This window comes from Verrucomicrobia bacterium CG1_02_43_26 (assembly GCA_001872735.1).
GTDB lineage: Bacteria > Verrucomicrobiota > Verrucomicrobiia > Opitutales > CG1-02-43-26 > CG1-02-43-26.
On record MNWT01000005.1, the window covers coordinates 130,001 to 154,001 of the forward strand.

General features: G+C 44.5%; 24 protein-coding genes and 1 pseudogene (1 of these 25 only partly in view). 11 read left to right on the forward strand and 14 right to left on the reverse strand.

The window, feature by feature from the left end; all coding sequences use genetic code 11:
- Both AUJ82_01375 and AUJ82_01380 read left to right on the forward strand, forming a co-directional pair.
- A protein-coding gene (locus tag AUJ82_01375) for a citrate (Si)-synthase (GenBank protein ID OIO60653.1) crosses the window boundary here: on the forward strand, nucleotides 1-657 show its 3' portion. The gene continues 651 nt to the left of window position 1, outside the view; the window shows 657 of its 1,308 coding nt (coding positions 652-1,308); its start codon lies off the left edge, out of view; it ends in the stop codon at nucleotides 655-657.
- 220 nt (nucleotides 658-877) lie between these two features.
- Nucleotides 878-2,452 (forward strand): hypothetical protein, encoded by a 1,575-nt coding sequence (locus AUJ82_01380; GenBank protein OIO60654.1) that lies wholly within the window; start codon nucleotides 878-880, stop codon nucleotides 2,450-2,452.
- 45 nt (nucleotides 2,453-2,497) lie between these two features.
- Here the strand turns inward: AUJ82_01380 and AUJ82_01385 are convergent, their stop codons facing one another.
- Complete coding sequence (locus tag AUJ82_01385; GenBank protein OIO60655.1) at nucleotides 2,498-3,775, reverse strand: hypothetical protein; 1,278 nt, start codon at nucleotides 3,773-3,775, stop codon at nucleotides 2,498-2,500.
- 189 nt (nucleotides 3,776-3,964) lie between these two features.
- Complete coding sequence (locus AUJ82_01390; GenBank protein OIO60656.1) at nucleotides 3,965-4,912, reverse strand: hypothetical protein; 948 nt, start codon at nucleotides 4,910-4,912, stop codon at nucleotides 3,965-3,967.
- A 71-nt stretch (nucleotides 4,913-4,983) separates the two neighbouring features.
- On the opposite strand from AUJ82_01390, the gene AUJ82_01395 reads away from it, so the two are divergent.
- Together AUJ82_01395 and AUJ82_01400 are read left to right on the forward strand one after the other, a co-directional pair.
- Entirely contained in the window at nucleotides 4,984-5,322 is a 339-nt protein-coding gene (locus AUJ82_01395) for a hypothetical protein (protein ID OIO60657.1), read from the forward strand.
- A gap of 10 nt (nucleotides 5,323-5,332) precedes the next feature.
- Nucleotides 5,333-6,457, forward strand: a complete 1,125-nt coding sequence (locus AUJ82_01400; GenBank protein ID OIO60658.1) for a hypothetical protein — start codon at nucleotides 5,333-5,335, stop codon at nucleotides 6,455-6,457.
- A 106-nt stretch (nucleotides 6,458-6,563) separates the two neighbouring features.
- Here the strand turns inward: AUJ82_01400 and AUJ82_01405 are convergent.
- Together AUJ82_01405 and AUJ82_01410 are read right to left on the reverse strand one after the other, a co-directional pair.
- A pseudogene (locus AUJ82_01405) lies at nucleotides 6,564-7,685 on the reverse strand (lysine 2,3-aminomutase).
- A gap of 169 nt (nucleotides 7,686-7,854) precedes the next feature.
- The gene (locus tag AUJ82_01410) at nucleotides 7,855-8,436 is read right to left on the reverse strand and encodes a hypothetical protein (protein ID OIO60659.1); all 582 of its coding nucleotides are present in this window, start codon (nucleotides 8,434-8,436) and stop codon (nucleotides 7,855-7,857) included.
- A 168-nt stretch (nucleotides 8,437-8,604) separates the two neighbouring features.
- Between AUJ82_01410 and AUJ82_01415 the strand changes: the two genes are divergently transcribed.
- The 4 genes from AUJ82_01415 (at nucleotide 8,605) to AUJ82_01430 (ending at nucleotide 10,914) form a co-directional block, all read left to right on the forward strand.
- Complete coding sequence (locus AUJ82_01415; protein ID OIO60660.1) at nucleotides 8,605-9,003, forward strand: hypothetical protein; 399 nt, start codon at nucleotides 8,605-8,607, stop codon at nucleotides 9,001-9,003.
- A 4-nt stretch (nucleotides 9,004-9,007) separates the two neighbouring features.
- On the forward strand, nucleotides 9,008-9,328 hold the full coding sequence (locus AUJ82_01420) for a QacE family quaternary ammonium compound efflux SMR transporter (GenBank protein ID OIO60661.1): 321 nt from the start codon (nucleotides 9,008-9,010) through the stop codon (nucleotides 9,326-9,328).
- An 8-nt stretch (nucleotides 9,329-9,336) separates the two neighbouring features.
- Entirely contained in the window at nucleotides 9,337-9,687 is a 351-nt protein-coding gene (locus AUJ82_01425; GenBank protein OIO60662.1) for a hypothetical protein, read from the forward strand.
- Between the two features lie 75 nt (nucleotides 9,688-9,762).
- Nucleotides 9,763-10,914 carry a carbamoyl phosphate synthase small subunit gene (locus tag AUJ82_01430; GenBank protein ID OIO60663.1) on the forward strand — a complete coding sequence of 384 codons (1,152 nt, stop codon included), beginning with the start codon at nucleotides 9,763-9,765 and terminating at the stop codon, nucleotides 10,912-10,914.
- On the opposite strand, the gene AUJ82_01435 is transcribed toward AUJ82_01430, so the two are convergent.
- The 8 genes from AUJ82_01435 to AUJ82_01470 form a co-directional block, all read right to left on the reverse strand.
- Nucleotides 10,911-11,795 carry a hypothetical protein gene (locus AUJ82_01435; protein ID OIO60664.1) on the reverse strand — a complete coding sequence of 295 codons (885 nt, stop codon included), beginning with the start codon at nucleotides 11,793-11,795 and terminating at the stop codon, nucleotides 10,911-10,913. The genes AUJ82_01430 and AUJ82_01435 overlap by 4 nt on opposite strands.
- 136 nt (nucleotides 11,796-11,931) lie before the next feature.
- On the reverse strand, nucleotides 11,932-12,525 hold the full coding sequence (locus AUJ82_01440; GenBank protein ID OIO60665.1) for a translation elongation factor Ts: 594 nt from the start codon (nucleotides 12,523-12,525) through the stop codon (nucleotides 11,932-11,934).
- A gap of 33 nt (nucleotides 12,526-12,558) precedes the next feature.
- Entirely contained in the window at nucleotides 12,559-13,458 is a 900-nt protein-coding gene (locus AUJ82_01445) for a 30S ribosomal protein S2 (GenBank protein ID OIO60666.1), read from the reverse strand.
- A gap of 121 nt (nucleotides 13,459-13,579) precedes the next feature.
- Nucleotides 13,580-14,254, reverse strand: coding sequence for a hypothetical protein (locus AUJ82_01450; GenBank protein OIO60667.1), 675 nt, complete (start codon nucleotides 14,252-14,254; stop codon nucleotides 13,580-13,582).
- Nucleotides 14,255-15,157: a hypothetical protein gene (locus AUJ82_01455; GenBank protein OIO60668.1), complete on the reverse strand. Its 903-nt coding sequence runs from the start codon at nucleotides 15,155-15,157 to the stop codon at nucleotides 14,255-14,257.
- Nucleotides 15,158-15,175: 18 nt separating this feature from the next.
- Nucleotides 15,176-15,790 carry a recombination protein RecR gene (locus AUJ82_01460; protein ID OIO60669.1) on the reverse strand — a complete coding sequence of 205 codons (615 nt, stop codon included), beginning with the start codon at nucleotides 15,788-15,790 and terminating at the stop codon, nucleotides 15,176-15,178.
- 4 nt (nucleotides 15,791-15,794) lie between these two features.
- Nucleotides 15,795-16,100 carry a nucleoid-associated protein, YbaB/EbfC family gene (locus tag AUJ82_01465; GenBank protein ID OIO60670.1) on the reverse strand — a complete coding sequence of 102 codons (306 nt, stop codon included), beginning with the start codon at nucleotides 16,098-16,100 and terminating at the stop codon, nucleotides 15,795-15,797.
- Nucleotides 16,101-16,274: 174 nt separating this feature from the next.
- Nucleotides 16,275-17,819 carry a hypothetical protein gene (locus AUJ82_01470; GenBank protein OIO60671.1) on the reverse strand — a complete coding sequence of 515 codons (1,545 nt, stop codon included), beginning with the start codon at nucleotides 17,817-17,819 and terminating at the stop codon, nucleotides 16,275-16,277.
- Between the two features lie 161 nt (nucleotides 17,820-17,980).
- Between AUJ82_01470 and AUJ82_01475 the strand changes: the two genes are divergently transcribed.
- The 3 genes from AUJ82_01475 to AUJ82_01485 are packed head-to-tail and all read left to right on the forward strand — an operon-like array spanning nucleotide 17,981 to nucleotide 21,882.
- Nucleotides 17,981-19,432 carry a cysteine--tRNA ligase gene (locus AUJ82_01475; protein ID OIO60672.1) on the forward strand — a complete coding sequence of 484 codons (1,452 nt, stop codon included), beginning with the start codon at nucleotides 17,981-17,983 and terminating at the stop codon, nucleotides 19,430-19,432.
- Nucleotides 19,433-19,465: 33 nt separating this feature from the next.
- Nucleotides 19,466-21,295, forward strand: coding sequence for a threonine--tRNA ligase (locus AUJ82_01480; GenBank protein ID OIO60673.1), 1,830 nt, complete (start codon nucleotides 19,466-19,468; stop codon nucleotides 21,293-21,295).
- Nucleotides 21,292-21,882 (forward strand): hypothetical protein, encoded by a 591-nt coding sequence (locus tag AUJ82_01485; GenBank protein ID OIO60674.1) that lies wholly within the window; start codon nucleotides 21,292-21,294, stop codon nucleotides 21,880-21,882. The genes AUJ82_01480 and AUJ82_01485 overlap by 4 nt, the downstream gene beginning before the upstream one ends.
- On the opposite strand, the gene AUJ82_01490 is transcribed toward AUJ82_01485, so the two are convergent.
- Nucleotides 21,854-22,561, reverse strand: a complete 708-nt coding sequence (locus AUJ82_01490; GenBank protein OIO60675.1) for a hypothetical protein — start codon at nucleotides 22,559-22,561, stop codon at nucleotides 21,854-21,856. The two genes, AUJ82_01485 and AUJ82_01490, sit on opposite strands and share 29 nt — an antisense overlap.
- Before the next feature lie 41 nt (nucleotides 22,562-22,602).
- Nucleotides 22,603-23,997, reverse strand: a complete 1,395-nt coding sequence (locus AUJ82_01495) for an ATP-dependent protease ATP-binding subunit ClpX (GenBank protein ID OIO60800.1) — start codon at nucleotides 23,995-23,997, stop codon at nucleotides 22,603-22,605.
- Nucleotides 23,998-24,001 lie beyond the last annotated feature (4 nt).

The window sequence follows — 24,001 nt, forward strand, 5'->3', positions numbered from 1 at the left end:
CCGGATGAAAACGTACGTCGTGCGCTTAATCTAATCTTTTTACTCCACGCAGATCACGAACAAAACTGTAGTACTTCAACCGTTCGCATGGTCGCTTCGGGGGGTGCTAATTTATTTGCATCTGTAGCCGCTGGCGTATGCGCTTTATGGGGCCCACTACATGGCGGCGCTAATATGGCTGTGATACAAATGCTTCAAGAAATCCATGCCTCCGGCGATGATGGCTCCAAGTTTATTGAACGTGCCAAAAGCGGCCAAGAGCGCCTTATGGGCTTTGGGCACCGGGTTTATAAACACTATGACCCTCGCGCTAAAATCCTTCGCGATGCTGCGGCCAAAGTGCTCGATAACTTGGGCATGAAAAAGGATCCTCTTCTCGACATCGCTCGTCACTTAGAGGAAAAAGCATTAAGTGATGATTACTTTGTTTCCAGAAAGCTCTACCCCAATGTAGACTTCTATAGTGGCATTATCTTGCAAGCGCTGGACATCCCGCTGGACATGTTTACGGTCATCTTCGCGATTGGGCGCCTCCCTGGCTGGATTGCCCACTGGAAAGAAGTTGCGGAAGACCCTCATGCCCGCATTCATAGGCCAAGACAGATCTATATGGGCGAAGCTAAGCGAGAGTTTGTACCGTTGGAAGAACGGGGGTAACTCATTGCTCTTTTAGTTTTCAACTCTCGCGCACGTATTAACAGCAGAGTTTAAAAAAAAGAAGCGTTTTAGAACGCTTCTTTTTTTTAGGAATCCTCAGTGCTGAAAATTTAGGCTATTCCCTATAGTTATGAAAAGCATACCGAAACGTAAAATATATTGACAGATAAAATAAAAAAAAGTATAATTGTAACACTTTTTTCAAACCTATTAAATACTTATGGCACTCTTAAAAAATTACCTAGCAACACCCCTTCTTCTATTTTTAACGGCAACAAGCGTGCTCACTGCCAACACGGTAACTCTAGAAGAAAAGCTGAATCATCAATTTGAGATGTATGAACGTCTTCGTAATGAAACCATTACCTGTTTAACTCCGGAAATGAAGGAGATTCCTTTTACCAGGGCCGAATGGGAGGTTTTTCTGATGCCTTCAAAGGAAATGCAATTTCAATCAAAGGACTTAAATGACCTCAAAGCTTTTCATACTGAAATTGCAGAGCGTGCAAGACTTCAATATGCAGGGAATTCAGTGATTGATTTAACTTTATTGCGCAACAACCACCGTTTATTAAAGCAGTTTACAAACGAGCTCCCTAAGGGTGGAATGCTTCACGTACACCCCTATGGCACTCTCGATCGCCAGATGGCAAAAACGATTCTACTCAAGCATGATCCTATCCTCGATGGACAAAAGTTGTTAAACAACATCCGAAGCGATGAGCAAATATTGCTTTATAATAATGAGTTTCGTTTTTTACAAACGCTCATTCCCGGAAAACGTTTCTCAGAACTATCTAGCGCGGATAAGGAAACCTTTCTTAACCTGCTTTTTATGCCTTCTAATCCTAAGTTTGATCACCCGTTTGAACGTTTTTCGGCATCTTTTATTTTCATAGCGGCTGTTGCAAAATCAGTACCGGGTGGCAAAAAAATAGTGATCCAAGATTTTTTAATGAAGGCCTACGCCGAGGGTATACGATATGTCGAATTCACGGACAACGTCAAAGCAACGCCTGAAGATATAGCTGAAAAAAATAAGTGGTCTGAGGAGCTTTACAAAGCAACGGGGGTAATCGTACGTTGGAACGCAAGCTTTAAGCGGGTGGATGATCCAAGGGAAAATGCTGAAAGGATCAATGACTTGATTCAGTTAACGAGTACTGGCATGCCTGGATCAATCGTTGGAATAGATTTATTAGGGAACGAGCGTAATACCCCTGCACTAGAAACGGGCTATTTAATTTATGCTCCCTTAAACGCTTCCATTAAGGGCAAACACCCTCAAAAAAACACCTCTTATTTAAAGCGCACCATTCATGCGGGCGAAATTGGCCATGTCCATAACGTCAGAGACGCGCTTATACTGGGCACGGATAGAATCGGGCATGGTGTTCTCCTAGTAAATGACCCCGTGACACTCGAGTACGCGCGCCGAAAGCAGCTCCCTATCGAAATCAATTTGCACAGCAACCTGAAGCTTCAAAGCATTCGAGATTATTCCGAACACCCATTCCTCCTTTACCTCAGACTAGGTCTTCCCGTAAGTCTCTCGACCGATGATGAAGGGATTCTTGAGACTAATATTTCAAACGAATTCGCCATCGCAATCGAAAACACGGATATCTCCTACGCCGAGCTCAAGCAGCTGGCTTACAACTCAATCACCACTTCGTTTGCTTCGGAGGATGTTAAAAAGCAATTGATTGCTGATTTAGATACCAGGTTTAAGGTGTTTGAGGAAAAGTGGCTTCCTGTCTTAGGCGGTCAAATTTCAGTATTGCAAGGCAGTTGATAAAAAATCGCCTTGCACCGTCTCTCTCAATGAATTCAGCAAGATTTATATCGCCCCAATCACCCGACTATAAAAGCGCCCACCGGTTCTGGTAACCCGTAGAATTGTCGTCTTGCCATCTTGCACAGCCACAACAGGGGAAACACCCTGTGCGCTTGGGTGGTCCAGATTAAAGGTATATTCTCCGGCTGGTATAAAGTAATCGCCTACCTGCACGTTGTCCGGAAGGGTCAACCAGCTGCGTCTGTCCGCGCGTTCACTTAACAGGGCTCCTATCGCAGTCACAAGACCCAGTACAGAGTCTTGTTTCTGCGCCTGGCGTTGTATCTGGTCTTTGACAACGATTCGGATCACTTGGCGTATAAATATCCCGCTGTACTCTTCCATCAGCGCTTTCACCGCTAGGGCTCGAACAGTACAAATATTCTCTGTCTTACCCAGCAGGCGGTTATTGTGGAGTAAAGACATAGAATAGGCCGGCGTAATATCGCTTGAGTAATAGGGCATCGCGATCGTATAGGAAATTCCGTTCCAGAAAAAGGGGATCATCAGCTGTTCTTTCATCGGCACAAAACCGTCTTCATACACAACCACCAATCGGCCGTCCCCTGCCCTGGGTTTCTGTGGGTTCACTTTACCGAAGAGTTTCCCATAATGCTCTAGGTCATCTTCAAAGCGCATAGATTCCGCCAATCTAAAGACGGAGTCCACCGCATACTTGTTTTCCGGGTAAATCTCCACAGCTTTCTTATAGGATATCAGCGCATTGTTTGGGTCATTATCCATCTCATATAGCACACCGGACAAATAAAAGGTAAAGGCATTCTGAAAGGAGTTTTTTACGCCACTTGCGGCAAAGGCCATATCCGCGTAGGCCTTGGAAAAACCCGCTTCGTTGGTCGCAGAGCTCACTTGGTGTTTCTTCGCTTCGTCTTGAACCTTAGCAACTTCTTTTTCGTTCTGCTGCAGAGCATACGTTTGCTCATTATTAGCGCGGCGCACTTCCACCATCGCTCCTTCCAACTTCCCAAGCTCTAGGTAATTGAGTGTCTGGAAGCTGTGTAAAAATACCTTTTCGTAGCCGTAGCCGGTGTAGGGTATCGCATTATCATTGGTTAACAGGCTAGCTCCGATAGACCCCAAACTTGAGGCGGAAATACTCGCTTTCATCTGGTTTTCTTCAATCACTTTAGCGGCGTTTTCATAGTCTTCTATGCTCCACTCGATCTTTTTGTCGAGTTCGGATACGCGGGCTCTTTCTTGTAAATAGAGTATCTTGTCTGATGTCTTCACTTTAGGGGTCAACGCATCATAGGCTTCCATCGGCCTATCCTCCTGCACCATCTTGCGAACGGGTTCCAATTGTGATGGATAGCTTGTAAACAAGCTCGTGGTTGAGCACCCTCCTGTAAATAATAACACACTACCGGTTACTATTCCTATAATAGCCCAACGTCCTATCCCCTTCTTCTGTCTCATACCTTACCCCTCGTTTTACTTAAATCATTATCGTCACCAATTCACGGGTTTATCAGAGGAAAGGGGGGAAACGGGTCTTTCTTCTATGTTCGCGTGAATGTACTTTTCTTGGGGTAATCTACAAACATAGCCAACGGCAAAGGGGGCTGCCGAGCTCACTAAATCTGCCACCGCAAACTTAGGCATAATACGGCTCACTCGTACCGCGCCAATTTGGCGCTCCTGAGTCCCTAGAAATTCTCCGGTATCCGGATTCACGATCTTCTCTCCCGTTTCAAACACATCCAACACAGAGCCTATTTTAAATACAGATCCCTCGCCCTGGTTCAAGTAAACTTGCTGTTTGTCTATCGATGCTATCTTAATCGGGCTGATGGTATTCGATATTTCGTTAACGAGGCGTTTCACGGTCCACTCTTTCAACAGATTCATGAAAGATAGCGGCGTAGTTCTGGAATACTGGGTTACGCGCTCAAGTGCTTCTTGGTTCACTTTCTTGGACAAAACAATCTCAGATGTCGCTACGTCCACAATGCGCATACTCACAATCATCCGCCCGGTCAGTTCCGTAACGGTTACATTAGAGGATTCAAATCGCATGGGTCTTTCCTCTGCTTCTACAAGCTCTATATCTCCGTATACCAAATACTGCGCGCCTATTTCTTTCCCAAAGGCACTCATGCCGCCAGCCGTCATAGAGGAAAACTTCTTTTCTTCTTCCAATGCTTTTAAACGGCTTCCTTGGCGCTCTACTACTTTAAAGTTCGGGTTATTCACCAGGGCTGTGATCACTTCGGATGTTAAATACTCCGTATCCTTCTGAGACCACTTCATATTCGTAAACTGCTTGCTCATCGAAATCGTAACATCCGTGCTTTTAAAGGGGATCACTGCCACTGTTTTTACATCGGTTGCTGCCAGTAGCGTTGAACCCATTACAACGCCTAAGAATAAGGATAGCCAAAAAAATTGTTTTTTCATAAAATAGTGGTAGATTCAGTTAAATTAATTAAAATCCATTGAATATAAATTTGTTATAAAAATTATGACCTATGAACCACGAAATTTCAACAGCATTTTTTAAGGGCGAATCTGAGGAAAAATACAAGTTTACCGTCTATAATTGGGACATCATTTTCCGTGAAGGCCTTCGTGGTGTCTACATTTTCGGCAAACGGTTTAAAAACTCAGATGGTAACTTTACCCTTAATCCCATTTTTATCGGCGAAATGAAGGATCTCCACTTCTTGCAGGGCTATCACCGAAAAATGGACTGTATCATGAAAAATGGAGCCAACTGCAAATGCATCTACGCCGTCCAAAATGACGCAAGACGAGTTGCAATTTGCCAAGACTTGATTGATAATTGCGATCCACCGTGTAACGATTAAATAACTATTTATGAAAAGCATACTCACCTCACTCCTTTTCCTGGCAACATTTCCCCTCTTCTCCTTCGCGGATGAAAACATAGACCAACAGCCACACGATATTGGCATCGCCGTTTTAGATTTCGATAACCGTACGGGCCCCTCTGGTCAACGCATCGTCCCCGGCATCTATTTTGATCAGCAGGACAAACGAGGGTTTGAAAACACCGCAGAAACCTACGTACAAGATGGCAAAAAGGTACAACGTGTGCGCCAAGAGGATATTTATAAGGGCGAAGTCAATCGTCTCACAGAAATCAGCCCCGGACAGTGGACGCTTCCAGCTTCCGCAAATGCCATCGCCGCGGACGAGCTTAGTGCCTCCCTTAGTGAACTTCCGGACTACAGCATCATGCGTTCTAAAAGAATAGCAGACCCGGACGATACCGCCAACCTCATCAAATATTACCGAAAAGACAACGCCCGTTACATCATCACCGGCAGTCTCAGCAACTACCGCATCGACCGCAAAACAATTAACGCCTACGGCATAGATCGCACAACAGCCACCACCACGATCACCATAGACGTTAAGGTAATCGACACCCAAACGGGCAAAATTGTCTACCAAGACTCCCCCACCCAAGTCATCACCACCGCTATACCCGGAGAGGTATCCGACTTTAGCGAAGTATACGACTGGCAAGGCATCTTAAGAACCGTTGTCCGCAACGCATCCGGCAACATGATCATAGCGCTCACCCGCCTAAACCCCTATCAACTGAACGTCACGCCAGGCTCCACCTATGTCCCTCCCTCAAAAGCCACCTATACCCTCGCCGAACGCGAACTGGCTAACCCCATTCCCACAGTCGTCATAAAAATAGACTCCACTCCCCAAGGCGCGGACATCCTCCTAGACGGGGTATTTGTCGGCAACACCCCCGCTCAAATCAAAGTCTCCGAAGGCGAAAAGAAGCTCACATTAAAACTTCGCGGCTACACTCCCTGGGAAAACACCATCTTCGCCACCAACAATTTCACAGCCAAGCCAAAGCTACAAAAGGCAAGCGAACCACAAGAAGCGCCCCCTTTACCCAAAAACACGGGCATCCCTAGCCACGATAAAAAGGATATCAGCATCGAGGTGAAGTAGGGTGAAGGTATTTCTTTGAATATTACTTCTCCCTTCAAGAACAACACTCTTCCGTCTTGCAACCAGTAACGGCATCCTTACAACCCACTGCATTCGGATTAAAATAATACCGATACGTCTTCCCGTCATAGTTGCGTAATAAAATAGATTCCTCAGTCAATTCCTCAACATAATCCGGGTTGATGGGGATTTTGCCACCACCACCAGGCGCATCTATTACATATTGCGGAATGGAATAGCCCGTTGTATGCCCTCGCAACCCACGTATCAGCTCGATACCCTTCTCAATCGCAGTCCTAAAATGAGCGCTACCCGTTATGAGATCACATTGGTATAGGTAATAAGGCCTCACCCGCATCATCAGTAAACGGTGTATGAGGGACTTCATGGTCTCCAGATCATCGTTAACCCCATCTAATAATACAGACTGGTTCCCCAGAGGCGTACCGGAGCACGTTAATCGCTCACAAGCTTCTCGCAAAGCATACGTACACTCATGCGGATGGTTCACGTGAATACTCATCCAAATCGGGCCATGTTTCTTAAGAATACTACATAAATTATCCGTAATACGCTGGGGAAGGAATATAGGAATTCGAGAGCCTATTCTAATAAACTCCACATGCGGAATCGCTCTCAATCTCCCCAACAAATAATCCAGCTTGTTATCCGAAAGGAGCAGCGGATCCCCCCCGCTTAACAAAACATCTCTTACTTCCGGATGTTCCTCAATATATTTTAACCCGCTTTCAAACTCAGGGTGAAAATTATAATCCTGCGCATTAGAAACAAGACGGCTTCTCGTACAGTAGCGGCAATAAGCAGCACACCGATCCGTCACCAAAAAGAGCACACGATCCGGATAACGGTGAACCAGCCCGGGGGCAACCATAGAGCCTTCTTCCCCAACAGGATCCAGTAATTCTTCCGGTGCGACAAATGTCTCGTCCTCACGGGGAATCACTTGTTTACGCATCGGGCAATCCGGGTTTTCACGGTCGATTAGGTTAAAATAGTAGGGCGTAATCGCAAGCGCCAATTTCTTTCCAGCAAACAGACAACCCGCTCGCTCTGAGGGTGTTAACTTTATTCCTGTCTTCTCCAGCTGCTCTAAGGAAGTTATCCGATTCTTCAGCTGCCATACCCAATTATTCCAATCCTTTGGATCCACATCCTGCCAGAGGCCTTGCCCCTGGTACCAATTTACCAAGCTGTCTTGCGGGTACATATGTGTGCTATAATAATTATTATTACAAGGCAGATCAATGCTCTTTTCGTAGGAAATAACCCTCTGCCTAAAATTGAGACTATTAGAGCTCAAGTATTAACATACAAGAACTCTAGAATACCCTCCTAAAAACCATGCAAGGCTTAGAGATCGAACGGTTGCGCGGTTATTATGGCGCTATAGTTCTACTAAACAGCTGTCCCATTGTATACCTATCGAAACTGAAATAGATCGCTGCTAAATCACGAGTTCCGACCCAAAAATCCGTATGAATTTCAGCAGGGGCTTTTCTATAAGAGGGGGCTGTCACGTTCGTTACATTAGCTTCTAAAGTTACCCGCAGGGGAGCATGATACAATTCATCAAGCTTTATCTTATAATCAACATGTACAGTTGCAACAGGTGAATCCTCGTGATAAATCCGATTTGTCATTGTAAAGGTTCCCGCGATTCGCACTTTGTCCACAGTGTAATGCTGTTTCGTTTCAGGGTTAATATAATTATCTGCTTGAGGGAAACGCGTTATTTTTTGCACAACATTCTGTTTACTCCCATCCGGTGCAATCGCGTCAATAAAAGTGACCGTTAAATTAACATCAGAAAACGAATGCCTATCAGTATGATCAACGTGTAAAACGGGTGTCCTAAACTTATATTTATCCACCTTGGCCGCATATGCATCAGCAAATTGAACACCAAATAATAGACCCGCAACGATCAAAAGATTAAAAATTCTATATTTACTTCTCATACCCAGACGTAATCCACTTTTTAAAATTATCAAGCTACCACAGTACATAAAATCCACTTTTCACTACAATTCCTTGACTTTTAGCACTCCCCTTATCACTATTACGTTAGAGCATTTCCTCTATTATTCCTTAACAAACCATATCTTCCACAACCCATAAATGTAATTATGAACACACCTTGGACATTACTCTTAATAGCAGGGATATTTGAAATCGGCTTCGTCATTGGGATGAAGTACACGCAAGGCTGGACACGCCTGTGGCCCTCAATCATCACGGCTTGCTGTATGGCAACAAGTTTCTACCTGCTCTCTATTGCCATTCAAACCATCCCCATCGGAACAGCGTATGCTGTTTGGACAGGTATCGGTGCCGTGGGAGGCTTCGTTTTTGCTATCTTCTTATTTGGTGAATCCGCTTCCTTCCTTCGCATTTTATGTCTCCTCTTAATCGTTGCGGGCATTGCGGGGCTAAAGCTATCCAGCACAGAGCAACCAAAACCAAACGATCCCGTTAAGGTAACGCAAATTGCCCCCCTTCCCTCACAAACCACTAACAATATTTAATCATATGGCCTGGACACTACTTTTAATTGCCGGAGTTCTTGAAATCGGTTTCGTTGTAGGTATGAAATACACGGAGGGTTGGACGCGCCTTTGGCCGTCAATCATAACGGCTTCATGCATGATCATTAGCTTCCTTTTGCTTTCAATTGCCATAAAAAAAATTCCGCTAGGTACCGCCTACGCGATCTGGACAGGCATCGGCGCTGTCGGTGGGTTCATCTTTGCCATTATCTTGTTTGGTGAAGTCGCCAGTTTCGAACGGGTGTTGTTCCTCATTCTAATCGTAGCGGGTATCACTGGCCTGAAGCTAACGTCTAAAGCCTAAATAACATCATGAAAAAGGCTTGGACCTTCCTTTTCATTGCAGGGGCTCTTGAAATCGCAGGCGTGCTTTTATTAAAAGCTGCCTCAGGTTTTACACTACTCGTACCTTCTATCTTCTTTTTTATTGCAACAGGTACCAGTTTCATATTCCTGAGCCTTGCGATTAGAAAGATACCCATAGGCACAGCCTATGCGATTTGGACAGGTATCGGTGCTGTAGGCGGTTTTGTTTTCGCAATCATCTTATTTGGTGAGCCTGCAAATTTCGCCCGTATCTTGTGCCTCATTCTTATCGTGACGGGTATCGTTGGGCTAAAGTTGTCTGCCCACCAGAAGCTAAAAGAAGATACTAATCCTTAAACGTCTTTACCTTTACCTACGGGTAACTTTTTTTAGATTGCTCCCTCCTCAAAAAGGGAGCATTTTTATTAACAAATGCAAAGTCAAAGAAGTGGTATTCTCGCGTTAGAGGATGGTAGTATTTATCGGGGTTTGGCGTTTGGTGCCGATAAAACCGTTGTCGGCGAGGTCGTTTTTAACACCAGTATGACCGGTTACCAGGAAATTTTGACGGATCCTTCTTACTTCGGGCAAATCATTACGATGACTGCTCCTCAGATCGGTAATTATGGTATCAACGATGAGGATAACGAATCGGACGGCTCTAAAGCACTCGGCTTGGTTGTCAGAGAAGTCAGTACTCTCTGCAGTAATTGGCGTAGCACCATGAGCCTGGATGATTTTTTGAAACAACATAACGTCCCTGGCTTAACCGATATCGATACGCGTGCTTTAACTAAAAAGCTCAGAAGTTCCGGTGCCATGCGTGCTTGCCTCTCCACTGAAAATATTTCGGATACCGATGCCATTGAAAAAGCTCGTAATTGGAGCGGTATGGTCGGGCAAGACTTTGTCCATTCTGTTTCCTGCAAGGAGAGCTATCGCTACTTTCCGGTTGTTTCTTCTTTTGATAATATCTGCCAGAGTGACGATGTTTCAACTCGCTATAGCATCGCCGCCTTTGATTTTGGAGCCAAGGCTTCCATTTTCAAAAAGCTGCATCAGGCAGGTTTTGATGTAACCATTTTCCCGGCGGACACGTCTGCAGAAGAAATTAGAGCATTCAACCCGGATGGTATCTTTTTATCCAACGGCCCTGGCGACCCCGCTGCGTTGAATGACATTCATGAAGTGATCGCGACCCTTATCCCCGAATACCCCATGTTCGGCATCTGTATGGGGCATCAGATCATCACACACGCACTGGGCGGAGAAACCTATAAGCTCAAATTTGGCCACCGTGGCGGAAACCATCCCGTAAAAAATTTAGAAACAGGCTTAGTCACGATTACTTCTCAAAACCACGGCTTTGCGGCCAGTAAAGAGAGCATTGAAAAAGCGGGCGCCATCGTCACTGAAATTAATTTAAATGATAACACAGTAGAAGGCCTGAGACATAAGGACTACCCTGTGTTTTCTGTCCAATACCACCCCGAGGCTGCCCCTGGCCCCAATGATGCCGTAAAACTCTTTAAAGACTTCTACAACTTGATCGCCTGCCATAAAGGCAATTGTGTAGCCGTTTAAAGTTGAAACAGTTTTTGCGCGTTTTTATAAAAAATGCAATCGAGCTCCTCAGCAGATAATTCTGTAGACTTAATTTCATTAATAAACGTCATGAAATCTGGTTCTGTCTGCTTTTTAGGATAAAGGCATAGCGGGTAATCCGATCCAAACAAAATCTTCTCTGGCCCAACAAGATCTACCACAGCTTTAAAAACACGCTTATCATACAGCAATGGGCTTGCTGCCGTATCATAATAAACATGTTTAAAGTCTTTCGCACATGCTTTGTTTAATTCAAAAAAGGGCAATAACCCACCCCAATGCGCCAAAATGAGCTTGAGCTCTGGGTACCGTTGCACGAAACGCTGTATTTCCACAAGCGGGAAATCTATTTTACCCGGGTAATGATGCCCCACGGGCTCAGAAACATGCATGTTAATCGGAATTTCGTTTTCAATCGCCCATTCCACAATTTTTACCCAAGTGGGATTCTCTAGCTTAAAGCCTTGCGCAGCTGGAAAAACCTCCCCTATCCCGCGAAGCCCAAGATCGTAACAGCGTTTGCAATCCTCAAGTGCTTTATTGCCAACAAGAGGCTGGACAGCCATGAATCCAATAAAACGCTCCGGGTTCTCTTTTACCCACGCTATATGGTGATTATTCTGCCAAACACAGTTCTCAAAATTTTGCCAATACCAGCCCAAAAGAACTACTCTTGAGACTCCTGCGGTATCCATATCATGAAAGAGCTTTTCATGGCTAGCCCAACCCTGCAAAGCGCGTTTCTCCCCTTGGTGGCAAACCAGGTTCCCCCAATGCGGCTCATTGTGTTCATCCGCCCAACGACAGGGATCGTCTACTATATCTTTTGGGTAGTGGTGTATATGGGAATCAATGATCATAAACTGCTAAAACGATATTAAAAGAGGTATCTGGCAACGGCGCAAATAATATTACTCGATGAACACAGGTTGAGAACACAAAAAAAAACGCCGATTCCTAAGAAACGGCGTTTTATAAAAAAGTTTAGTGAAAAAATTAATCACCTAACTGGTAGCGATGGAAACGGTTAACAATAATGTTTTCACCCATTTTAGCGATTTTTTCCGTCAACAAATCATTGATTGATTGGTCTTGGTTCTTCACGAATGATTGCTCAAGCAGGCAAAACTGAGAATACCACTTATCAAGCTTGCCCATAACAATACGATCAATCGCTGCCTTAGGTTTACCTTCCGCTTGTGCTTCCGCAATAGAGCGCTCTTTATCTACCATCTCGTCTGGAACATCTTCACGTGTTGTATAGAGAGGAGATGCCGCAGCAATGTGCATACAGATATCTTTTGCAAGCTGCTTAAACTCATCATTTTTAGCAACAAAGTCCGTTTCACAATTAAGCTCCAGCAAGACACCAACCTTACCACCCAAATGGATGTAAGATTCAATGACACCTTCGCGTGCTTCACGGCCAGCTTTCTTAGCAGCCATAGCAACACCTTCTTTTTTCAGCAAGTCAATCGCTTCCTCAAATTTACCATTAGTATTGAGGAGGGCTCTTTTACAGTCCATAATACCCGCGCCCGTGCGTGAGCGGAGTTGGTTGACCATTTGTGCGGTAATTTGTTCACTCATTTTTCTGTCGATTAATTTAATTTAAAAAAAGGATTATTTTTCGTTCTCTGATGCAGCAGCTGGCTCAGTACCTTCCGTTGCTTCTGTCGCTTCTACAGCAGCAGCAGCTTTACGCTTTTTAGCGTCTTCATGCTCTTGTTCTTGGGCTTCAGCAGCATCGCGTAAATCTTGCGTCAAGGTAACTTGAGGCTCTGCTTCACGAAAATCTTTTGTGAACTTTTGCTTCGGAGCGCGTTGTGTCTTCACTTCTTCACGACGTGCCAGACCTTGCTGAACAGCTTCACAAATAACATCACAGAGAATGCGGATAGACTTCACAGCATCATCATTTCCTGGAACAGGATATTTAACACAAGCAGGATCTGAATTCGTATCAACAATAGCAATCACAGGTATACCCAAACGATTGGCTTCTGCCACCGCGATGTATTCTTTTTTGACGTCTACTACAAAAAGAGCTCCAGGAGCATTGTTTACTTCCAGCATGCCTTCAAAGTTACGGTGCATACGGCTCATTTCGCGCTTAATGGCAGCGAGTTCTTTTTTGAACATCTTATCAAACGTACCATCAGCTTCCATTCCTAGGAATTTTTTATACTTTGCCAAACTTCTGGAAACAGTCGAAAAATTAGTCAACGTACCACCTAACCAGCGATTCGCTGCAAATGGCATGTTCACACGGCGGGCAGATTCGCGTACCACTTCTTGCGCTTGCCTCTTAGTACCGACAAACATGATATCTTTACCGGACGAAACTATGTCTTCTATAAATTTTGAAGCGTCTTCAAGCGCTTTGTATGTCTTTTCCAAATCAATAATGGAAATGCCTTGCTCGTGGCTGAATACGATATCTTTGGACTTCGGGTTCCAGCGTTTCTTTTGGTGCCCGAAGTGTACTCCGGCTTCGAATAGATCTTCTATTGTGATATTCATGATTTTTTTGCTTCTCCGTATCCTATAAAAAAGGACCTTGGATTAATACTTGATTGTTAAGGTTTAAGAATGAAAAGGTTAATCTGAATAGCTCTAAAAATCAAGTGAAATTAACAACTTTTCAAGCCGGTAACACCACACGGGCCATTACACCATCAAATATACCGGCTATTGTAAAGATAGCAGCTCCCATCACATAACGAAAGAATGGAATATTTATACATACAAGCAGTATTATAAAACCCCAGCGTGAAAGCTTCATAAACGTCTCGTCTTTCATTTTAACCAAATTCTTAAGAATATGGCCGCCGTCCAAGGGAGGGATGGGAATTAAATTGAAGATAAATAGGCCGGCGTTGATCAATATGCCCCATTGGAATAACTTGAGTAACCCTGGGTTACTTTTCCCAATAAATCCGCCTATTAGGGCAAAAAGCGCACACAGCACAAGATTTGCAAACGGCCCGGCCAGGGTGATCAAATAATCATCACGTGTGCGTGTTTTTGCATTAGGTAGCGATAGTTCCACAGGTTTCCCCCAACCAATCAGCGCTAATTGTGCCGGTGATCCTGAAAACATAGGCCAAAAGATCATAATAAGGGGGAAAAAAACCGTGCCCAAAACATCTATATGCGCCACCGGATTCAACGTCACTCTTCCTTGATATCTCGGCAAGGGGTCGCCTAACTTGTCAGCAATAAAGGCATGTGCCCATTCGTGTATGCAGATACTGCAGAGCAGAAAGATATAATAAATCAAGCCTAAGCGTAGGTAATTTGCGGTTACGGGATCCATTTAATTCTGTTTTTCTGAAATTTCTTTAAGCAATTCTCGCCTGTTTTTCTCTAACGCGGGGCTATATACTTGGTTAAGGCGGCTTTCCGCTTCTTTCAAATGGTTCATCTGCATCAGCACGCGTGCCGCGTGTAAGTGCATGATTTGGAGATCCAGTGGGGATTGAGATGTATTTTCTAAGGATTCCCAGTGGCTGAGCGCTTCTTCCCACTTCGGGGTATTTAGATCATAATACGCTTCGGCCAATCTTATCTTAAGATCCCTATTGTCTGGCTCTAACTGCACCGCTTGCGTAAACGCTTGTAGCATCTGGCTGTCAAACGCTTCTGGTGAAATCAGGTGGTCGCGTATATACTCTTCTTTGTAATTCGCTAATAGTTCTCCCAGCTGATAATGGTAAATCATCTCATTGGGATCAAGCTCGATAGCGCTTAAAAAATAGGGCATAGCGAGGGCATAATCCCCCTGCTCAGCCAAATAATTCCCGATCTGTTGTTTGACGACTGCTATATTTGGGTTTCTTTTATTAGCCTGCAAAAACATCACGTTTGCGTGCACTTCCTGCCCGATCTGCCTCAAATACTTGCCGTAAAGAATATAGGCATTCACGTCATCCGGATTATCTAGCAAATAGGTATTATAAAGTTCCAATATCTCCTCGAGGCGGCGATCCCGCTCATTCGTTGAATATTTTTTGGGATCAACCGTCAGTTCCTCAATCAGCGCGTTCTGCTGGGCAAGAATTTTAGCCAACCGCTGCTCCGAAAGGGTCGTTGCTCGATAACTCGGAATTGCTTGCGTGTTACTAGACTGCGTTTCTGCCGTAATGACAGAACACAATGAACACACAATCGTCATAAGGATAAAGACAGTATATTTATGAACAATCTTCATAGCATACATAGGAAAATCTATTTTCCCCTAAATAGCAACACCGGAAAAGAACCGGCGTCCTTCAAACGCATTCTTCAACGTAGGCGCGTCCGCGTAAATCACGCCTCCCCCACTCGGTAGCCCAAACCCTATACGGGTAAGTTTTATCGAAGAAGCCGCTTTTTTAATAATTGTGTTCTGTATGTAATGGCAGGTCGCTTCGCCTTCCAAATCATTACTCAAGGCCAAAATCACTTCCTTAACTTCACCGGATGCCAATCTCTGGGCAAGGCTCTCTAAATTCAAATCTTCTGGGCCAACTCCTTGTATCGGGGATAATTTGCCATGCAAAACATGAAATGCCCCTTTATACACGCTGGCACGGTCAATCGCATATAGATCCGGCACATGCTCAATCACACAAATCGTTTCATGATCCCTGTGCTCGCTAGTGCAAATCGCACATTGCGCTTCTTCGGTCAAATTCCCGCAAATAGAGCACGCTTTCACGTTTTGTGAAGCTTGCTGCAGCGCATCGATAAGTTCTTGCACAAACTGAGGCTTCTCCAGCGTAAGATGTAGGGCTATGCGCTCCGCGGAACGATAGCCTAAACCGGGAAGTTTTTTCAGCGTTTTCTGAAGATGATCAAACGCGGGTGACATCTGATTACATCAAGCCGGGTAGCTTAAAAGAAGAGGTCAATTTACCAATCTTCTCTTCATGCAACTTTTTAGACTTTTGTAACGCTTCTTGAATCGCTTCTGTAATTGTTTTTTCAACTAATTCCGCGTCTTCTTTTAGAAAATCAGGGTTTATTTTAACAGATTTCACTTCGTTCATTCCGGAAACAACCACCGTAACAGCACCTCCGCCTGCGGTAACGGTTAATTCCGCTTGTTGGAGCTCTTGCTGAATCTCCTCCATCATTTTTTGCATCTTCTTTGCTTCACCTAGTATGTCATTGAGTCCCATATCTTTGCTTCGTTAAAATTAATTTAATGGTAATGCCTTAGCGTACACCAATAATCATAATTTGTCAACTGCCTATAGCCTTGCTGGACAGCCACACACACACCTCAAATCTAGCAAAAAAAAGACAGCCCGGAAAAACCGAGCTGCCTTTATAAAAGTTCTTAATGTTAAAAATTACATTAATAACTGCAAACGTAGGCTTACGTTGTGAGCATAGGCTTTTCTCTTAGAGAAGCTAGCTGCAGGTGTACCTGCAGTTGTAGCAGCCGTAGCATTGTACAACTTGATAAACTTGCCGTATTCGTAACCAGCAGAGAGCTTTACGTCATTACCCATGATGTAGTAGTTAACACCAAGGTAGAATGTTGCGGCTTCTCTGTAGAGGTTAGCAGCTTGACCCGCACCTGTGCTACCAGCAGCTGGTACATTGGTGGTAGGTGTGTTGAACATTGTGTTAGCAATGTTGATACCACGCTGGTCTGAATCCAAATACGCAAAACGGAATACACCTTCCCACTCTTCATTGAACATGTAAGAAGGGGTTACTGTAATACCATAAGGAGTAGCTGTCTTAGGAGCGGTACCCGCAACTGCTTGTGCAGTTGTTGGCAAACGACCTTTTTGGATGCTTGCACCCAAAAGTTCAACCATCACACGGAAGTCTTGCCAGTTAACAGTAGCATATGGATTGAATCCGAATACACTGTTCTTGGTAATCGAGTTTATCCAACCGGTGTTACCTTCTGGTTGATAACCAATGTTAATACCAGCGGCGAACATGAACTCTTCCCACTCACCTTCGTAAGAAACGCCACCGTAGTAGCCTAATTCATTACGATTTGTAGCAGATGGGTTACCAAGTCCTTGGTATCCGTTTGTGATCGCAACCGTCCAGCCGAAGCCTTCGTATTTACCGTCTGCGTAAGCACCTAAATGACGGCCACCAAAGCCAACATTAGATGTACTTCCTGTAAAAACCGCACCTGTCAAAGTGCTGCCGCCAACACCTGCTGGTACAGCAGGAGCTGTGAAGTATTGAGTTACGATAGAACGATAGATTGGTTTAATCTTCGATACGTTTGTCATGAACTCATAACCAAAAGGAACTTTTTGATAAGCGGCACTTACGTTCGCCATTTCAAAAGATTTCTTAATGTACATTTGTTCGATGACATTAGCAACAGGTCCTGCATTAGTAGCAGCGCTACCAACGTCAATATCAATATATCCGGACCAATCATTAGGCAAATCAGCTTTCAAGCCAAGACGCGCATGAGGGATCAAGAAGTTATTGTTATTGGATGGGTTCCGTGTTCCTGGATTACGGTCACGTACTGTTGCAAACGTATATTGTGTTTGCAGCAATCCTGAGAACGTTAACATTTGTGTTTGAGGTGAGCCGGCTGCTACAGAAACGGATGCAGGCTTAACAGACATTTTATTGCCGGATGTAGCTGCTTTTGCTTCTGTTTCAGTCAACAAACCTTTTTCAACGAGCGTTCTTGCTAGTTGATTGTCACTCGCTTGCAGTGAAAAGCCGAATGCGGCTGACACAGCAAACAAGCTGATTAATTTAATCGATTTCTTTTTCATAGATAATCGGGGTTTGTGTTGTCTTTTTGAGTTTTGTGTTAACAAATGCGAAATTTCTTTCGCTAATCTTACACTGTAAGGGTTTTTATACTGAAAACAAGTTTTTTTTTTATTTTTTTTGAACATCTTAATGACGTTTGATGTCCAAGCCCTCTTTAAGTGGAAATTATTACCTGTGGGGTTATTTTCATTCGCTACGCTTTTTGCCTTTTTCAGGCGGCTTGCATTCTATATAATGTGGGCTAATTTAGCTAAAATGACAAGATTTTGCGTTTTGTAGAAAAATTATGACAGAAATCCAGATTTACGACACGCTTAGTAGGCAAATAACTCCTCTTAAACCGGAGGATGGTAAAAGCTTTCGTTTCTATTGTTGCGGTCCTACTGTTTATGGCCCTGCTCATATCGGCAATTTTAGAACTTTTTTACTTCAGGATGTCTTTCGGCGTGTCCTGGAAATCGCAGGGTTAAATCCCTACCATGTGCGTAATATTACGGATGTGGATGACAAAACAATCCGCCAATCTCAACTCGAGCATCTCTCTCTAGCCGAATTTACGGAAAAATGGACCGATGTCTTTTGGCGGGATTGTGACGAGCTCAATATGCTTCGGCCACATGAGGAACCCAAGGCTACTAAGCACATTAAGCAGCAGATCGATATCATCCAGGAGCTCATTGACAAGGCGCACGCTTATGTCTCCGAGGATGGTTCCGTTTATTTTAAGGTAAAATCGTTCGAGGATTACGGTAAGCTTTCCCATCTGGATCTCTCTTGTCTGGAAACGCAGCATCATACCAGTGGTCACGCTGCCAATCTGGCCGATGAGTATGAACGGGAGTCTGTTTCTGATTTCGCTCTCTGGAAGGCTCATAAAGCTGAGGATGGTCAAAATTCCTGGGATAGTCCTTGGGGCAAGGGGCGTCCGGGTTGGCATATCGAATGTAGTGCCATGAGTCGTGAATACTTAGGGGACACCTTTGACCTTCATGCAGGGGGCATCGATCTCATTTTCCCGCATCACGAAAACGAGATCGCCCAATCAGAGGCCGCCACGGGAAAACCGTTTTGCAGGCACTGGCTCCATAGCGCCCACTTAAAGGTTGAGGGGGAAAAGATGAGCAAGAGTTTGGGTAATTTTTTCACGCTTGATGATATTAAAAGAAAGGGCATTCCTCCCATGGCTTTACGCTACGCGCTCATCGCCGCCCATTATCGGCAAACACTAAACTTAACTCACCAAAGTCTGCATGCCGCCGAAAGCGCGCTCGCTAAATTGGAGAAATTTACAGACAAATTACTCCAGAAGGCAGATCTACATGAAGCGGATTTCAAAAAAATACAAGAGGGTCCGTTTGAGGATAATTGGGGGGCTTTTGAGGCCGTAGCCGAAAATCTTTTCAATGACCTCAATACCGCAGGTGCGCTCGGTAGTTTGTTCACCGCGTTTAATCAACTCGATGCTCAGGGTTTAAATAAAGAGGATGCGCTCCTCCAACTAAGGGCACTGGCTAGGGTGCTCTACTTGTTCGGGCTTAAATTGTTTGTCGGCAAAAAGGAGCAGACTGAGATTCCTAAGGATGTGCTTAATCTCGCCCAGGATCGCTGGGATGCTAAACTACAAAGAAATTTTGAACGCGCAGACGCGCTCAGAGATCAACTCCATGTCTTGGGTTGGGCTGTCTTGGACAAAAAAGATGGCTTTGACGTTGTCCCGCTAACAGACAATAATGGCTAATACACTTTTTCATTTAATATATAATACTTTATCATGGCAAAAATGACTCCTCTAGAAGAATTACGGCACTCCGCTTCTCACATCATGGCAACAGCCGTCCTCAGGCTTTTTCCTGAAACAAAATTGGATATCGGCCCTCCAACCGATTCCGGATTCTATTACGATTTCGATCTCGATCACCACTTCACACAGGAGGACTTGGAAGCGATCGAGGCTGAAATGAAAAAGGTGGTGAAGGAAAATCAAAAGTTCGAGCGCATTGAGGTCACGCGTGTCTTTGCTGAACAATTTTTCAAGGAGCGTAACCAACTTTACAAAATAAGCCGTTTACAGGATATTCCCGAAGACGAAGTCGTCACCTTTTACCGCAATGGTGAGTTCACAGACCTTTGCGGGGGTACCCATGTTAATTACACTAAGCAGGTCAAGGCTTTTAAACTTCTTTCCATCGCGGGTGCCTACCACCGTGGAGATGAAAAAAACAAACAGCTTCAGCGTATTTATGGCACTGCTTTCCCTTCAAAGGAGGAATTAGATACTTATCTAACACAACTGGAGGAGGCTAAAAAACGTGACCACCGCAAACTCGGCAAGGAACTTCAGCTCTTTCATATCGATGAACAGGTCGGTGCCGGCCTGATCTTGTGGACACCTCGTGGCGCGCTCGTTCGCCAGGCTCTCCAGGAATTTATTTCAGAGGAACTGCGCAAGCAAAACTACCTACAGGTCTACACGCCACATATCGGCAAATTAGGTTTATTTAAAACATCCGGGCACTTCCCTTATTACAGCGATTCCCAATATCCACCTCTAGTGGAACGCGAAGAGCTGGAACTCTTAGCGCAAGAGGGTTGTACATGTTCCGAATTATCTAATCGTCTCAAAACGGGCGCAATCGATGGCTACTTACTTAAGCCTATGAATTGCCCCATGCATATTAAAATCTTTGATTCCCAACCGCGTTCTTATCGTGATTTACCTATCCGTCTCGCGGAATTCGGTACCGTCTATCGCTGGGAGCAATCAGGCGAACTCAATGGTATGACGCGTGTGCGTGGGTTCACGCAAGACGATGCTCACATCTTCTGCACCGAGGATCAGGTTTCTCAAGAAATTAAATCTTGTCTCGAGCTCGTTAAAATCGTTCTCAAAACACTCGGCATGCACGACTACCGCGTACGTCTCGGCTTGCGTGAACCTGCTTCAGATAAATACGCGGGTTCCGCAGAACTCTGGGAAAAGGCAGAAAACGCGCTTCGGGAAGCCGCTAAAACGCTCGAAGTCCCCTACTCTGAAGAAACGGGCGAAGCCGCTTTTTATGGTCCAAAAATTGACTTCGTTGTAAAGGATGTCATCGGTCGCGAATGGCAACTCGGTACCGTCCAGGTCGACTACAATCTACCGGAGCGTTTCGATTTATACTACACGGGTTCAAATAATCAGCCGTGTCGCCCTGTCATGATTCACCGCGCTCCTTTCGGTTCTTTGGAACGCTTCACGGGATTGCTCATCGAGCACTTTGCTGGCAACTTCCCTACTTGGCTAGCCCCGGAACAGGTTCGTATATTACCGCTTAATGATGACTTAAAACCCTACGCTGAAGAAATTTTGACCGCCTTAAAGGCTGCAAAAATAAGGGCTTCCGTTGATGGCCATTCAGACAAACTGGGCGCAAAGATTCGTCGTTCCGAAATCATGAAGGTGCCTTACATGTTCGTTGTTGGCGCAAAAGAGCAAGAGGAAAAACAAGTTTCCATACGTTCTCGCATTAACAAATCAAACGAGGGCAACTTCAGCATCGAAGATGCCGTTAATCTACTGATCACAGAAATCCAAGAACGCACCTTGCCGCTTCAATCATGAGAGTCACCGGCGGTAAAGCAAAGGGTATTCTTCTGAAAACACCTAAGGGTGACATCACTAGACCGGCTACGGATTTCACCCGTGAGTCGGTCTTCTCTTCTCTTGGCGACATCATCCTCGACAAAGAATTCCTGGATGCCTTCGCGGGCTGTGGCAGCTACGGCCTGGAAGCCTGGAGTCGGGGCGCTTCAGGAGGAGTTTTTATCGAAAAGCATTATCCCGCAATAAAGCGTATCGAAGAAAACATTACGTCTGTATCGAAAAGCTCAATACAAGAGGAAACGCTTTGCTCGATTATAAAAAAGGATTTTTTCAAGTTTTGCGAGGATTGTAAAATCAACGATAAGAAATTCGAACTCATCTTCGCGGACCCTCCTTACGATTTTTTTGAAAAAAATGCCCAAAATATTATTGTATCATTAATATCGATACTAAAAAAATCGGACTCTTCCAGGCTTATCATCGAAATGCCGGGAAACACAAATCTCCCTCAACTTGATGAGCTCATTCTCTTAAAGAGGATTGGCAAAAAACGATCCGGGCCAAGCGTTTCTATATTCAAACCTTCCCTAAAAGAAGACCAATAGCCGAAACACACGCCGTCTCGGACCGCAGAACACGTTCGCCTAAATGATACAGCGGAATATCATTACCGCGAAGAAGCGTTCTTTCTGCTTTATCAAACCCTCCTTCAGGCCCAATAACAAGAATGGTTTCTTTACTTTTCTTAACATAGTCCCGCAAATGTCTCGTCGCTTCATAATTATCTAAAGCAACCACGTCCGTATCCTTATCTCGGATACATAAAAATTCTTTTAGATTTTCATAGTGAGAAACATTAGGCACAATGGTCACGAATGCCTGCTCGGCTCCGCGCAATAAAATTCGCTGCCACTCATCAGTCTTCCATAATTTACTTTGAATGTAATTTGGATCACTTTTCTCGGCCTGAAAAAATGAAATCGACTTTACGCCTAAGGTCGTACACTCGCTCAAAATCTTACGAGCTGTCTGTGGCCTGGGCAATCCAACAACTAAATGGATCGGCAAAAATGAAAATACTTTTTCTTCCCAATCAACTTCAAAATGCAACCCCGCGTCATCGTCTTTCACTATTTTAGCCAACCCCCGCTTGCCATTTAAAACGCCTACATACATCGTATCCAAAACCTTCATACGAAGAACATCCCTCACATGAATCGCTCTCGGATCGTTCGATGGCAAAAATTTTGCCTCGTCTTCAGACTGGAACAGCACAAGATTCATAAACAATCTATTTAAACTCAGCCACAAAAAAACCCAGCAATTTACTGGGCCATTTTTTGATCTTCTTCTTCATCAGAATCAGAACTCAATTCTTCAGGGCTTCGCTTGACGATCGTAGGTTTCGCCTTTCCCTTAACGACATCTGCCGTAATAATAACTTCTTTAACCGTATTATCATGAGGAATCTCGTACATCATATCCAGCATCAAGCCTTCCATGATAGAACGAAGTGCGCGGGCACCCGTCTTATACTCGATTGCTTTCTTGGCAACTTCTGTGACGGCTTCCGGTTCAAAACTGAGCGTAACACCTTCTTGAGCAAAAATTTTCGCGTACTGGCGTGTTAGCGCATTCTTTGTCTTCATCAGAATGTTCTTCAAATCTTCTTCACCAAGTTGCTCCAAAACGGAAACCACGGGCAAGCGGCCAATAAACTCTGGGATCATCCCGAAATGAACCATGTCCTCAGGCTGCACGCTTTTCATAATAGACTCAGGATTCAGCGCATCTTTAGCTGCCTTGGCTGGATCAAAGCCAAGCACTTTATTACCCGCGCGGCGCTCTATAATTTTATCCAAACCAACAAACGCACCCCCACAAATAAACAATATATTCGAGGTGTCTACGTGTATATACTCTTGGTTCGGGTGCTTGCGTCCGCCCTGTGGAGGAACATTACAAACCGTACCTTCTAAAATCTTCAACAGCGCTTGCTGCACACCTTCACCGGAAACATCTCGCGTAATGGAAACATTGTCCGTCTTGCGGCCTATTTTATCAATCTCGTCTACGTAAATAATACCACACTCTGCCTTCTTGACATCATAATCACAGGCCTGTAGGAGTCTTAAAACAATATTCTCAACGTCTTCACCCACATAACCGGCTTCCGTCAGGGTCGTAGCGTCTGCAATCGCAAAGGGCACTTCTAGCAAATTGGCCAAAGTTCTCGCAAGGAGCGTCTTTCCGCTACCTGTTGGACCAACGAGCAAGATGTTACTTTTTTCTATTTTAACATCCGCAAATTCTTCCATCAAATGGTGAATCTCTTCATCAAATTTGCCTTCCTCTTTTTGACCTAACCGCAAACGGCGATAATGGTTATATACCGCAACAGCCAACACTTTCTTAGCATGCTCCTGGCCAATTACAAAATCGTCCAATGCCGTTTTTATCTCAGAGGGCTTAATCAACCTAAAGGGCTGGTCATCATGGTGCTCTTTCTCGTCTTTACCGTCTGCATGAGCAGCTCCTGAAGACTTTGTCTGCGTTTCAGTAGAGCCACTTTGGCCAAGTTCACGATCCACGATTGTCTTGCACACATTGATGCAAGAATCGCAAATATATACCCCGGCTGGCCCGGCAATCATCTTCTGCACTTCATTCTGCGCTTTACCGCAAAAGGAACAAAATGTCATCTTTGTTGATTTCGCCATGAAA